Raw genomic sequence first — 13,022 nt, forward strand, 5'->3', positions numbered from 1 at the left:
GGCTCCATGCCTGCGCTCTACATCATGATTCCTGCGGCACTGCTGATCGTCGCCATCGCCGTGCGCATTTTCTTCTGGGCCGTGGACAGCGGCCAGTACGACGACCTGGAAAGCCCGGCCCACAGCATCCTGTTCGATGATCTGGACCCCAACCATCAGGCCGCAATCAGCCACCCTGCCAGCACCGGCAAGCCGAGCAAAGACGAGCCGCGACCCCATGCTTGAGCTGGTTCCGCTGCTGCTGTCGGCATTGATTCTGGGTCTGTTGGGCGGTGGTCATTGCCTGGGCATGTGCGGTGGCCTGATGGGCGCACTGACCCTGGCGATCCCCAAAGAGCAACGCAACCGGCGTTTTCGCCTGCTGCTCGCCTATAACCTGGGGCGAGTGCTGAGCTATGCCGCTGCCGGGCTGCTGACCGGCCTCGCCGGTTGGGCAGTGGCCAATAGCCCGGCCGCCACCCTGATGCGAGTCATCGCCGCGCTGCTGTTGATTGCCATGGGCCTGTATCTGGCCGGTTGGTGGAGCGGCCTGACCCGCCTCGAAGGCCTCGGTCGCGGCCTGTGGCGATATATCCAGCCAGTTGCCCGTCGGTTGCTGCCGGTGTCGAGCCTGCCCCGCGCCATGCTGCTGGGCGCGCTGTGGGGCTGGCTGCCGTGCGGGCTGGTCTACAGCACCTTGCTATGGGCGGCCAGCCAGGGCAATGCTGTCGATAGCGCCCTGCTGATGCTGGCCTTTGGCATCGGCACCTGGCCGATCCTCCTGGCCACAGGCCTGGCCGCCGAAGGCACCACCGCCCTGCTACGCAAGCGCGGCGTACGCATGGCCAGCGGCCTGCTGGTGATTCTGTTCGGCCTGTGGACAATGCCGGGGCCTCATCAACACTGGCTGATGGGACATTAACAATCGTCATACAAAGATGACGCTAAAAAGCGCCTTGACCCAAATCAAGACTCCCCGAAAGCACATTCCCTAGACTGACACGTACTGCAAGCCTATCCGGGGGAATACCCGCATGCTCGACGCCATTCGTTGGGACTCTGATTTGATCCGCCGCTACGACTCCGCGGGACCGCGCTACACGTCCTACCCGACCGCAGTGCAATTTCACACACAAGTAGGCGCATTTGACCTGCTCCACGCGCTGCGCGACAGCCGCAAGGCCGTGCGCCCGCTGTCGCTGTATGTGCACATCCCGTTCTGCGCCAACATCTGTTACTACTGCGCCTGCAACAAAGTCATCACCAAGGACCGCGGCCGCGCCCAACCCTATCTGCAAAGGCTGGAACAGGAAATCCAGATGCTGGCCTGCCACCTCGATCCCGGCCAGGTAGTCGAGCAATTGCACTTCGGTGGCGGCACCCCGACCTTTCTCAGCCACGACGAATTGCGTCAACTGATGGCCCACCTGCGCAAGCACTTCAATCTGCTGGACGACGATTCCGGCGACTACGGTATCGAGATCGACCCGCGGGAGGCCGACTGGTCGACCATGGGTCTGTTGCGTGAGCTGGGCTTCAACCGGGTCAGCCTCGGTGTGCAGGACCTTGATCCGGACGTGCAGCGGGCAGTCAATCGCCTGCAAAGCCTGGAGGAAACCCGCGCCATCGTCGACGCCGCGCACACCCTGCAATTTCGCTCGGTGAACATCGACCTGATCTACGGCCTGCCCAGGCAGACGCCGGAGGCCTTCGCCCGCACGGTGGAAGAAGTCATCACCCTGCAACCGGACCGGCTATCGGTATTCAACTATGCGCACCTGCCGGAGCGCTTCATGCCCCAGCGGCGTATCGACAGCAATGACCTGCCGTCGCCTGAGCAAAAGCTGTTGATGCTCGAGCGCACCATCGATCAGTTGACCAAGGCCGGTTATCGCTATATCGGCATGGACCACTTCGCCCTGCCCGACGACGAGTTGGCCGTGGCCCAGGAAGAACTGACCCTGCGACGCAACTTCCAGGGCTACACCACCCATGGCCACTGCGACCTGATAGGCCTGGGCGTGTCGGCCATCAGCCAGATCGGCGATCTGTATACGCAGAACAGCAGCGACCTGAGCGACTACCAGGCTCTGCTGGCCAGCGATCAACTGGCAACCAAGCGCGGGTTGCAATGCAATGCCGACGACCGGATCCGCCGGGCAGTGATCCAGCAGTTGATCTGCCATTTCACCCTGGAATTCGCCACTATCGAGAATGAATTCGCCATCAACTTCCGTGACTACTTCAGCGAGGTATGGCCGCTACTGGAAGAAATGACTACCGATGGTCTGATAACCATCGACGATGTCGGCATCGAAGTGCAGCCCGCCGGTCGGCTGTTGGTGCGTTCGGTGTGCATGGTGTTCGACGCCTACCTGACCCAACAGAACCGGCAGCGGTTTTCCCGGGTGATTTGAGGCCTAACCGGCAACGCACTGGCGCGCGGCAAACTCTTGGCAGGGTGTGGGAGCACATATTGTGGGAGCGAATTCGCTCCCGCAGTGACACCCTCACATCTTCGCCAGCACTAGCATGCCTGCCTTGACCTTGTCGCTCTGGCTCAATTGCAGGCTGCTCATCTGCGACGAAAGGTCGCTGGTGGAGTTGGCCACCTGTCGCTGCAATGCGCCGAGCATGGTTTGCAGACCTGCGGTGCGGGCCTGACGCATGTCCGGCGTCAGGCTCTGATCCTTGAGCGCAGTCTGCAACTGCTGGTTGAATTGCTCGATCCTGGTCTGGGTATCACGCACCGCCCGCAGGGTCTTCTGCACCGACTCCGGCAACCCGCTCTGGGCGATGTCGGCATACTCGGAATGCCCCGCCAGGGCCTTTGCCGCCTGGGCTTTGCCCAGTGCCGAGAGGTCCACCTGGATACCCGCTTTGGCCGGCTGATCAGCCGTCGCCGACGGGGTCGTGGTCGACTTGCCATCTTTGCTGGCCGGGCGAATTCCCAGGGTGGCGAGAATGCTTGGACCTATGGATTGCATGAGAACGCTCCGGCTTGAAAAGCACATGACTCTCTTGCTATCGGCGCCCGAACCATAAGTTTGAGTACCGTTGGTGAACTTTCGGGCACTGGCCGGAACCGCTCCCAGTGAGTTACCCTTACAACTTATGAGTGATTTCCTACAAGGAATGAAGTGATGTCCGAGCCCGTCAAAGTGCGTACCCATAACCAGGCTCATTGCAAGGATTGCAGTCTGGCCCCGTTGTGTCTGCCCCTGTCCCTGAATCTGGAAGACATGGATGCGCTGGACGAGATCGTCAAACGCGGTCGCCCCCTGAAGAAAGGCGAGTTTCTGTTTCGCCAGGGCGACACCTTTGTTTCGGTCTACGCGGTACGCTCCGGCGCGCTGAAAACGTTCAGCATCAGCGATGGCGGCGAAGAGCAATTGACCGGCTTCCACTTGCCGAGCGAACTGGTCGGCATGTCGGGCATGGACTCGGAGGCCTATCCGGTATCGGCACAGGCTCTGGAAACCACTTCAGTCTGCGAAATCCCTTTCGAACGCCTCGACGAGCTTTCCGTCCAGCTGCCGCAGCTGCGCCGGCAGTTGATGCGGGTCATGAGCCGCGAGATTCGCGACGACCAGCAAATGATGCTGCTGCTGTCGAAGAAAACCGCCGACGAACGCATCGCCACCTTCCTGGTCAACCTCTCGGCACGCTTCCGCGCCCGTGGCTTCTCGGCCAACCAGTTCCGCCTGAGCATGTCGCGCAATGAAATCGGCAATCACCTGGGCCTGGCGGTGGAAACCGTGTCCCGGGTCTTCACGCGCTTCCAGCAGAACGAACTGATCGCCGCCGAGGGCAAGGAAATCCATATTCTCGATCCGATTCAACTCTGTGCGCTGGCCGGTGGCGCCATAGAGAGCTGAAACGTGTGATTTAGAGCCTGAGGGGATTAGACTAGCGAACCACTGCCAGCCCTCATTGCTCTGGATCACTCTTCGATGATTTTTGACGAACCGCATTTCAAGTCCCTGATCCGCCCGGTTGTGGATTTCCCCAAGCCGGGCGTGATCTTTCGCGACATTACCCCTCTGTTCCAGTCACCCAAGGCCATGCGCCAGGTGATGGACAGTTTCGTGCAGCGCTATATCGACGCCGACTTCAGCCATGTCGGGGCGATGGACGCCCGTGGTTTCCTGATCGGTTCGGTGGTGGCCTACGAGCTGAACAAACCGCTGATCCTGTTCCGCAAGCAAGGCAAACTGCCGGCCGACGTGCTGTCCGAGGCCTATCAGACCGAATACGGCGAAGCCCTGCTGGAAGTGCATGCTGACAGTCTTTGCGATGGCGACTCGGTGGTGATGTTCGATGACCTCATCGCCACTGGCGGCACCCTGATCGCCGCAGCCAATCTGGTCCGGCGCATGGGCGCACACATCCATGAAGCCGCGGCGATCATCGACTTGCCGGAACTGGGCGGTTCCAAGCGCCTGCAAGCCATGCTGGTGCCGACGTTCTGCCTGACGCAGTTTGGTCTGTCCGAGCAGTAACGGCCGCACACCCCCGCTAAATTGGAGTGGGGTTTTGTGGGAGCGTGGCTTGCCCGCGAAGAGGTCGGCACATCCTGCCAATCTCTGCGCCTGAAAATCCGTATTCGCGGGCAAACCACGCTCCCACAAAGTGCATTCATTGCGCATGAGCGGGGGTGTCAGAGATAAGGCACGCGCATTTACAGGGCTATCGGCTTACGCCCGGCAAACGAATGGGCCAGGGTGCCGCCGTCGACCAGTTCCAACTCGCCACCCAGCGGCACCCCATGGGCGATGCGCGAGGCAATCAAGCCCTTGTTGGCAAGCAGTTGCGCGATGTAGTGGGCCGTGGCCTCGCCCTCCACTGTCGGGTTGGTGGCCAGGATCACTTCGGTGAAGCTGCCCTGCTCCTCGATACGCGCCATTAACTGGGGGATACCGATGGCCTCAGGGCCGAGGCCATCGAGGGGGGACAGGTGCCCCTTGAGCACGAAATAACGACCGCGATAGCCAGTCTGCTCCACCGCGTAGACATCCATCGGCCCCTCGACCACACACAACAGCGTGTCGTCGCGGCGCGTATCGGAGCACTGCGGGCACAGATCGTCTTCGGTCAGAGTCCGGCACAGGCGGCAGTGGCCGACCCCTTCCATGGCCTGGCTCAGGGCCAGGGCCAGGCGCGAACCGCCGCTGCGATCACGTTCCAACAGTTGCAGAGCCATGCGCTGGGCGGTTTTCTGCCCCACGCCTGGCAGGATGCGCAGGGCATCGATCAGTTGGCGAATCAGGGGGCTGAAGCTCATGGCGAAAAGTCCGACAAAAACACGAGACGCGGTTTATACCCGCGCCTTGGGTAAGCGTCAATTCAGGCCTCGGAGACCTTGACCACCAGTTTGCCGAAGTTATGCCCCTGCAGCAGGCCGATAAAGGCATCGGGCGCATGTTCCAGGCCTTCGACCACATCTTCACGCAGACGCACCTTGCCCTCGCGCACCAGCGGCACCATGGCCTGCATGAACTCGTCGAGGCGATGGTAATACTGCTCGTAGACGATAAACCCCTGGATCCGCGCGCGCTTGGTCAGCAGGGTACGCATCAGCAACGGCAGTTTGTCCGGCCCCTCGGGCAGGCTGGTGGCGTTGTACTGGGCGATGATCCCGCACAGCGGAATCCGCGCATGGGTATTGAGCAACGGCACCACGGCTTCGAGGACCTTGCCGCCGACCAGCTCGAAGTAGATGTCGATGCCCGCCGGACAGGCGTTGGCCAATTGCTCAGCGAAATCTGCGGCCTTGTGGTCGATACAGGCATCGAAGCCCAGCTCCTCCACCGCATATCGGCATTTGTCAGCACCACCGGCCACACCTACGACGCGCAGGCCCTTGAGCTTGGCGACCTGGCCGACCACGGTACCCACCGCGCCGGTCGCAGCCGCCACCACCAGGGTCTCACCGGCCTTGGGCTGGCCGATATCCATCAGTCCCATATAACCGGTGATCCCTGGCATGCCGAGCACGCCTACCGCCATGGAAGGGCTGGGGATGCCTTCGGGCAGGCGCATCAGGTTCTTGCCGTCGGACAGGCTGTGGCTCTGCCAGCCGGTCTGACCGACTACATGATCACCGACCTTGAACGCCGGGTTGCGCGATTGCTCGACGACACTGACGGCGCCACCTTCCATCACCGCATCGATGGCCACCGGGTCGGCGTAGGACGGCGCATCACTCATCCGCCCGCGCATATAGGGGTCCAGGGACAGGTACAGGGTGCGCAACTGCACTTGGCCCTCTTCCAGATCCGGCAACGCCTCGCGCTCCATGCGGAAGTTTTCCGGAGTCGGTGCACCGTGGGGACGGGAGGCCAGGACAATACGTTGGTTGAGGATAAGTTCTTGCGGCATCGGGCAGCTCCTGAGAAGACCTTCTAAGCGATAGAGTGCAGACCGCAGCGTCACACGCGCGTTCTAAAAAGTGTCGTTCTAAAAGCTCAACGATAGCATGATGCTCTGTTACTGATCCGCTTCGGCGAGCAACTGCCGCACCGTATCCGCCGCCTTCTCGAACTCCAGGGTTTGAATCTGCTCGACCAGGGACAGGAAGCGCCGGTCCCAGCATGAGCCGACATCGCCCAGCAATTCGTCCGACCATTCCACTGCGCGCATATTGCGGCTTTCCAGCAATGGCAGGATGCGCTCCAGCTCATCGTGCCATTGCCGGGGCGTCATGGCCCAGGCAGCAAGGCCGGGAGGCGGTTTCTCGTCAAGACAGTCTTCGACCCACGCACTGAGCTGATCGCTGCACTGATCAGTCAGCGCCTTGAGTTCGTCCAGCTGAGCCGCCTCGAACATCTGCGGGTGATCCGGATCGCGCACCTGCGCTTCCAGCTCCCGCACCCTCAGGTAAAGCGCCCTGGCGCCCATGCTGCCGGCACTGCCCTTGAGGGTATGCAATACCACCAGAGTCGCCGCCGCATCGGGGTGTTCCAGCAGCCGTTCCAGTTCGCTCAGATGCCGCAGCGCATCGACCCGGAAGGTTTTCAGCAGGCGTTGAAACAGATGCAGGTTGCCGCCGAAGCGGTTGCGGATAGAATCCGGCGCCTCAACCGCACTCAGCTCCTGGGCAATCACCTCATCCTCGCCAGCGGCAGGGTGTTCCAGGCGATAGTGCGCGGTCAGCCTGAGCAGCATGTCCACCACTTGATTGATATCGATGGGCTTGCCCACATGTTCATTCATCCCCGCTTCCAGGCACAGCGCACGATCGCTCGGCGAGGCATTGGCGGTCATGGCCAGGATTGGCAGACTGGAAAAACCGGCATGGGCGCGAATCCTGCGGGTCGCCTCCAGCCCATCGATGTCCGGCATTTGCACATCCATGATCACCACATCGAAGGGCGGCGACGCGCTCAGGGTCTGTTCAACCCCCTGCAAACCGCCTTCGGCCAGAACCACGCTGGCACCTTCAAGGCCCAATAGCTCGGCAGCGACCTGGCGGTTCAGCTCGTTGTCCTCCACGACCAATAGATGCAGGCCCGCCAGACGGCGCCGGGCCGGGGCATGGATGGAAGGCACTACGGCGATATCGGACTTGCCCTCCAGCGCCCGTTGCACCGCGTTGGCCAACTGCTGTGGAGTCAGCGGCTTGGTCAGAAAATTCACCTGCCGCGGGTCACGACGGGACTTGTCGTCATCGAGCATTTCCCGGCCAAACGCCGTGACCATGATGATCACCGGTTGATTGGCCAACTCTACCGACTCGTGAATCACTCCGGCCGCCGCTAGGCCATCCAGCTCCGGCATGCGCCAGTCCATCAGCACCACGTCATAGGGCTGCCCGTCCCTGCTCGACTGAAAGACCCGGTCCACCGCCTGACGGCCATTGCTGACCCAATCAACCCGCCAGCCCAATGACACGATGGTACTGCCCAACAGTTCACCGGCGACCGCATTGTCGTCGGCAACCAGCACACGCAGATCCCGCCCCACCGCCGGACAGGAAGCCTTGAGGGGCGAATGCCGACGTACGCCGAGCTCGATATCGAACCAGAAGCGACTGCCGCTGCCGACCTCGCTGGCCACCTGCAACTGGCTGCCCATCAACTGCACCAGGCGCTTGCAAATCACCAGCCCCAGCCCTGTGCCGCCGAAACGCCGGGTGGTGGAGGCTTCGGCCTGGGCAAAGCCTTCAAAAATCCGCTCCAGCTGGTCATCGTTGATACCGATGCCGGTGTCCGTCACGCTGATACGCAGGGTTACCGTACTCTCTGCGCGGCCAAGGGCCTTGACGCTGACAATGACATGCCCCTGCAACGTGAACTTCAGCGCGTTGCCAGCCAGATTGATCAGCACCTGTTGCAGGCGCAGGCTGTCGCCGAACAGCACGCTGGGCAGGTTAGGATCGAGGTCGAAAATCACCTCGATCACCTTGTCACCCTGATTGCCGGTCAACACATCGCCCAGTTCGCGCATGAGCTTTTCCAGCTCGAAGGGATGCTGCTCCAGCACCAGCTTGCCAGCCTCGATCTTGGAGAAATCGAGAATATCGTTGAGCAGCGCCAGCAACGAACGGGCAGCCGACTGCGCCTTGCTGGCGTAGTCGTTCTGACGGAAATTCAGCGGGGTCTGGCGGATCAACTGCAACATGCCGAGGATCGCGTTCAGCGGCGTGCGAATTTCATGGCTCATATTGGCCAGGAACGATGATTTGGCGGCATTGGCGGTGTCTGCCAGCTGTTTGGCCTGGGTCAGCTCGGCAGTACGTTGCTCCACTTGCCGCTCCAGATCGGCATACAGCGCCTGAATGCTGGCCTGGGCAGCTCGTTGTGCGGAAATATCGCGCACGGTCTTCGAAGCGCCGATGACCCGGCCATCGGCATCATGGATCGGCGAAACCGCTACCGAGACATCGACAATATGCCCGTCGCGGTGCAGGCGCTGGGTCTCGAAATGCGCAACCCGCTCGCCGCGCCCGACCCGACGCAGAATATCGAACTCCTGATCCTGCATGGTCGAGGGCACGATCAGCGTGGCCAGACGATGCCCCACCGCCTGTTCGGCGGTATGCCCGAAGATATGCTCGGCGCCCCTGTTCCAACTGGTCACGACCCCGGTCAGGTCCTTGCCGATGATGCCGTCCGACGAGCTTTCGACAATCGCCGCCAGTTTGGCCTGTTCGGAAGCGATCTCCTGTCGCCGCCGATTGGTGATCTGCAGCATCGAGATCAGGGCACAGAGCAGCGTTGTCAGCAACACGCCGATCAGCAGGGCGATATACGGAGAAAACAGATTCAGGTTGTCGATAAACAGCTGATAGCCATCCACCTCGATGCGCCATTGCCGTCCAAAGATATCAAGGCTCTCTTGCTCCATGACCCGCAGTTCGCCCGCCGATACCGACGCCCGGCGGTCGCGAAAAAAAGGTATGTCTTCACCATTGGCCTGGTGATCATAGATGCGCAGGCCCAAACCAGCGGTATGAATGCCCAGGTTCTCCAACACCTCGCCCATGTTCAGCGGTGCAAAGGTCCAGCCCTGCAGGCGCCGCTCGCGCTCGGCGGCGGTCGCAGGCAGGGTCACACTGTCATAAACGGGCAGCAGCATGAGGAATGACTGCTGTTCACCACCGTCCTGAACCAGCGCAATGGGTGCCGTCAGCATCGGCTCGCCGCTGCGCATGGCTTCTTCCGCCGCCCTGCGCCGTGACGGCTCAGAGGCAATATCCACGCCCAGCGCCCGCACGTTGGGCTGCAGCGGGTCCATGTACTGGATAACGAAGCGGTCACCGGCCCGGGGCGTGAACTGGCTGATCATGAAGCCCGGCCGACCGGCTTCACGCATCTGCTGGACCAGAGCAGGCGCCTGTTGCTCGGTCACGCGACGAATCACCCCGTAGGCGCGGGCGCCGGGAAACTCGCGCTGCAAGCTGCGCGTCTGGCTATAGCGCTGAAACATGGTTTCGTTGAACGCATTGATGCCGACCGTCTGTAAGGCGCCGCGCAGCCCGTAAAGGCCGTAACTGTAGAGACTGATCCGGGCGAACACAGCCTGGGTCGTCTCCTGCAATTCCACCTGCAAGGCCTGGCGTACCTGCTCGTCGTTATTGCGCTGTACCTGCCAGGCTGCGAGCCCACTGAGCAGCACGCCGATCAGAAAAGCCACCTTGGCCATGGAGCTCAAGGCCGGGCCCCCAGCGTGGAGGTCAGCAGGGTCTCGGCGCCCTGCTCCAGCAATGCACTCATATGCATGGCCGGGACCGGTCGACTGTAGAGATAACCCTGCATGATCGGACAGCCCCTGACCAGCAGCGCCCTGGCCTGTTCCGGGGTTTCCACGCCTTCGGCGATCATCTCCAGATTCAGCGCCTTGCCGATACTGATGATGGCTTCGACGATGGCCGCGTCCGCCGCAGTGGACAGCATGTCGCGAACAAAGCTCTGGTCAATCTTCAAGACATCGATGGGCAAGCGCTTGAGATAGCTCATGCTCGAATACCCCGTGCCGAAATCATCGATGGAAATTCGCACGCCCAAGGCCTTGAGCGCGTTGAGCGTGGCCAGGCCGCTGCCCACGTCCTGGATCAGTACGCCTTCGGTGATTTCCAGCTCCAGCGCTGCAGGGCGCAAGCCGCTTTCGGCGAGGATGTCACGCACCTGTTGCTGAAAACTGCCGTCCTGGAATTGCACCGCCGAGACGTTGACGCTTACCACCACCCCATGCCCGCGATCCTGCCAGACCCGGCCCTGCAGGCAAGCCTGGCGCAGGACAAAGTGGCCCAGGGGAATGATCAGCCGGGTTTCTTCAGCCAGAGGGATAAACACCGCAGGCGACAGCGGCCCGCCGGGCGCGTCCGGCCAGCGCACCAACGCCTCAACGCCGACAATCCACTCATGCAGCACATCGACCTTGGCCTGGTAATGGACCTCGAAAGCCCCCGTGGCCAAGGCTTCGCGCATCTGCCGGATGAGCAATAACCGCGAGCGCGTGCTGCTTTCCAGATCGGAGCTGAAAAAACGGTAGCGATTGCGCCCGTCCTGCTTGGCCTGATACATCGCCGCCTCAGCATGGCTATAAAGCGAATCACCATCATCGCCATCATCGGGGTATACGCTGATACCAATACTGGCCGTCAGCTCATAGCTGACGCCCTCGATCCAGATCGGCTCGTGAATCGCCCCCTGAATGCGCTCGGCAAAGTCGGCCAGGTCGCGGACGTTGACCAGCCCCGGCACCAACAGCACGTATTCATCACCGCTTTGCCGACTGACTGTCTGCCCTTCGCTGCACACCTGTTGCATGCGCCTGGCGAGCACTTGCAGCAGGTTGTCGCCCACCGCATGCCCGGTGGCATCGTTGACGGATTTGAACTGATCGATGTCCACCACCAGCATCCCGACCTGCTGGTCACGCAGTTGCACGGCGCGCAACGCCAGGGCAATACGCTGTTGCAGCATCCTGCGATTGGGTAAATGGGTCAGCGAATCATGAGAGGTCATGAACTCCAGGCGCTTGACCTCGGCCATCTTGCGATCGGTGATGTCGGTCAACAGCATCAGAAAGCCACTGTGTACCTGATTGATCTGTCGCGGAATCAACACGACATGGCTGTAACGGCAGTCGTCGCTCAGCCGCTGTACCTCAATCTCGCAATCCACCGCCTGGCCTTCAAGCACGCTTTTGATACAGGGTTGCAAGGCCTGCAAATAAGCCGGATCGAGAATATCGCTCAGTTCAAGGCCAGGCATCTCCCGCGCGGGCCTTGCAAACCAGCTGCCGTTGGCGTCGTTGCAGAACAGGCAACGCAGGTCCTGACTCCAACTGGCAACGAGCACCGGTAAATGCTCAAGCAGTTCCTCAAGATCACGCTGGGCAGCGAGCAATTTCTTGCTCTCACTGCGCAGCGCCACATGGGTCTTGATGCGCGCACGAGCAACCGGAACGTTCAGGGGTTTTTGCAGAAAATCCAGGGCGCCATGCTCAAGCGCCTGCAACTCGAATTCGGGCTGGGTATGAGAGGTGACAAAAATGATTGCGGCGTCGCGCAGCAAAGGATCGCGCTTGAACAGCGCGCAGACTTCATAGCCATCCATGACGCCAAGCTCGATATCCAGCAGCACGACATCCGGACGACACTGATGAGCCATGGCAATGGCATCCTGACCACTGGTCGCGAAGAACACTTCACCCAGGTCATGCACCGCTTCCCTGAGAATCCGAACGTTGTGCGCCTGATCATCCACGATAAGAATGACCGCATCCGCCACACCAGTCTGAGCAAACATGCTTCGTCCCTGTGCAGATTAATCCGGCCCCCTGATCCAGAGACCAATCCGTCGTTAAACGGGCATATCACTCCGCCCCTTCACCCAATAAACCGCTCTCGCCATTAGTTAGCCATTAACTTGAGCATATCAACGAAAGCCGGAAACACAACGTAACAAGCACATGCATCCTACAGAGCTTAGTCGGGCTGGAGCGAAGTGTTGTAGAACAACAAACTCAAGCAAGTCCTGGCTGGTGGGCAGTGCCATGACAAACCCGGGCCCAAGGGCTGGCGTGATTCTGTTGGAGCGTGGCTTGCCCGCGAACAGGATACTCCAGACGAAAAATGTGCGCCGTTTGCTGGCCTCTTCGCGGGCAATCCCGGCTCCAACCCGGATATTTGCGTTTATTCGATGGATACAGCCAAAAAAAATGCCAGGCACAAGGCCTGGCATCGGATACAGCGACAACAACCAATCAGAACGGCAGTTTCATGCCCGGCGGCAGCTGCATGCCAGCAGTTACGCCGGACATTTTTTCCTGGCTGTTCTGCTCGATCTTGCGCACGGCATCGTTGACAGCTGCGGCGATCAAGTCTTCAAGGATTTCCTTGTCCTCTTGCATCAGGCTGTCGTCCAGGCTGATGCGCTTGACGTCGTGACGACCGGTCATGACGACGCTGACCAGGCCGGCACCGGATTGGCCGGTCACTTCGGCGTTGGCCAGCTCTTCCTGCATCTTGGCCATTTTTTCCTGCATTTGCTGGGCCTGCTTCATCAGGCCAGCCATGCCACCTTTCATCATGG

At 60.9% G+C, this 13,022-nt stretch carries 11 protein-coding genes; 5 read left to right on the top strand and 6 right to left on the bottom strand.

From position 1 onward, the window contains the following. Positions 1–6: 6 nt before the first annotated feature. The 3 genes from ccoS to hemN all read left to right on the top strand — a co-directional run bounded on the left by ccoS (position 7) and on the right by hemN (position 2,396). A complete protein-coding gene (ccoS, locus tag AC1Z24_RS22260) occupies positions 7–225 on the top strand; it encodes a cbb3-type cytochrome oxidase assembly protein CcoS (protein WP_259101878.1) in 219 nt (72 codons plus the stop codon). Continuing rightward, a complete protein-coding gene (locus tag AC1Z24_RS22265) occupies positions 218–901 on the top strand; it encodes a sulfite exporter TauE/SafE family protein (RefSeq protein ID WP_483742731.1) in 684 nt (227 codons plus the stop codon). Before ccoS ends, AC1Z24_RS22265 begins: the two co-directional genes overlap by 8 nt. 112 nt (positions 902–1,013) lie before the next feature. Further along, on the top strand, positions 1,014–2,396 hold the full coding sequence (gene hemN, locus AC1Z24_RS22270; protein ID WP_483742732.1) for an oxygen-independent coproporphyrinogen III oxidase: 1,383 nt from the start codon (positions 1,014–1,016) through the stop codon (positions 2,394–2,396). A 93-nt stretch (positions 2,397–2,489) separates the two neighbouring features. Here the strand turns inward: hemN and AC1Z24_RS22275 are convergent, their stop codons facing one another. After that, entirely contained in the window at positions 2,490–2,966 is a 477-nt protein-coding gene (locus AC1Z24_RS22275; protein WP_483742733.1) for a chemotaxis protein, read from the bottom strand. A gap of 156 nt (positions 2,967–3,122) precedes the next feature. Between AC1Z24_RS22275 and fnr the strand changes: the two genes are divergently transcribed. Together fnr and AC1Z24_RS22285 are read left to right on the top strand one after the other, a co-directional pair. Next, complete coding sequence (gene fnr / locus AC1Z24_RS22280; RefSeq protein WP_483742734.1) at positions 3,123–3,857, top strand: fumarate/nitrate reduction transcriptional regulator Fnr; 735 nt, start codon at positions 3,123–3,125, stop codon at positions 3,855–3,857. Positions 3,858–3,932: 75 nt separating this feature from the next. Then, positions 3,933–4,481 carry an adenine phosphoribosyltransferase gene (locus AC1Z24_RS22285; RefSeq protein ID WP_259101890.1) on the top strand — a complete coding sequence of 183 codons (549 nt, stop codon included), beginning with the start codon at positions 3,933–3,935 and terminating at the stop codon, positions 4,479–4,481. Between the two features lie 179 nt (positions 4,482–4,660). Here AC1Z24_RS22285 and recR read toward each other — a convergent pair whose 3' ends face one another. From recR to AC1Z24_RS22310, 5 genes are all read right to left on the bottom strand, one after another. Then, positions 4,661–5,263, bottom strand: coding sequence for a recombination mediator RecR (gene recR / locus AC1Z24_RS22290; RefSeq protein WP_483742735.1), 603 nt, complete (start codon positions 5,261–5,263; stop codon positions 4,661–4,663). Between the two features lie 62 nt (positions 5,264–5,325). Then, positions 5,326–6,360: an NADP-dependent oxidoreductase gene (locus AC1Z24_RS22295; protein WP_483742736.1), complete on the bottom strand. Its 1,035-nt coding sequence runs from the start codon at positions 6,358–6,360 to the stop codon at positions 5,326–5,328. Between the two features lie 108 nt (positions 6,361–6,468). Further along, positions 6,469–10,125, bottom strand: coding sequence for a CHASE domain-containing protein (locus AC1Z24_RS22300; protein ID WP_483742737.1), 3,657 nt, complete (start codon positions 10,123–10,125; stop codon positions 6,469–6,471). 5 nt (positions 10,126–10,130) lie between these two features. Continuing rightward, positions 10,131–12,236 carry a putative bifunctional diguanylate cyclase/phosphodiesterase gene (locus AC1Z24_RS22305; RefSeq protein WP_483742738.1) on the bottom strand — a complete coding sequence of 702 codons (2,106 nt, stop codon included), beginning with the start codon at positions 12,234–12,236 and terminating at the stop codon, positions 10,131–10,133. Between the two features lie 457 nt (positions 12,237–12,693). Next, on the bottom strand, positions 12,694–13,020 hold the full coding sequence (locus AC1Z24_RS22310; RefSeq protein WP_259101903.1) for a YbaB/EbfC family nucleoid-associated protein: 327 nt from the start codon (positions 13,018–13,020) through the stop codon (positions 12,694–12,696). Positions 13,021–13,022 lie beyond the last annotated feature (2 nt).

It is taken from the genome of Pseudomonas sp. JL23, assembly GCF_056933585.1.

Coding starts and splice junctions, on each gene's coding strand:
- ccoS (WP_259101878.1), top strand. CDS start 7: ATGCCTGCGCTCTACATCATGATTCCTGCGGCACTGCTGATCGTCGCC.
- AC1Z24_RS22265 (WP_483742731.1), top strand. CDS start 218: ATGCTTGAGCTGGTTCCGCTGCTGCTGTCGGCATTGATTCTGGGTCTG.
- hemN (WP_483742732.1), top strand. CDS start 1,014: ATGCTCGACGCCATTCGTTGGGACTCTGATTTGATCCGCCGCTACGAC.
- AC1Z24_RS22275 (WP_483742733.1), bottom strand. CDS start 2,966: ATGCAATCCATAGGTCCAAGCATTCTCGCCACCCTGGGAATTCGCCCG.
- fnr (WP_483742734.1), top strand. CDS start 3,123: ATGTCCGAGCCCGTCAAAGTGCGTACCCATAACCAGGCTCATTGCAAG.
- AC1Z24_RS22285 (WP_259101890.1), top strand. CDS start 3,933: ATGATTTTTGACGAACCGCATTTCAAGTCCCTGATCCGCCCGGTTGTG.
- recR (WP_483742735.1), bottom strand. CDS start 5,263: ATGAGCTTCAGCCCCCTGATTCGCCAACTGATCGATGCCCTGCGCATC.
- AC1Z24_RS22295 (WP_483742736.1), bottom strand. CDS start 6,360: ATGCCGCAAGAACTTATCCTCAACCAACGTATTGTCCTGGCCTCCCGT.
- AC1Z24_RS22300 (WP_483742737.1), bottom strand. CDS start 10,125: ATGGCCAAGGTGGCTTTTCTGATCGGCGTGCTGCTCAGTGGGCTCGCA.
- AC1Z24_RS22305 (WP_483742738.1), bottom strand. CDS start 12,236: ATGTTTGCTCAGACTGGTGTGGCGGATGCGGTCATTCTTATCGTGGAT.
- AC1Z24_RS22310 (WP_259101903.1), bottom strand. CDS start 13,020: ATGATGAAAGGTGGCATGGCTGGCCTGATGAAGCAGGCCCAGCAAATG.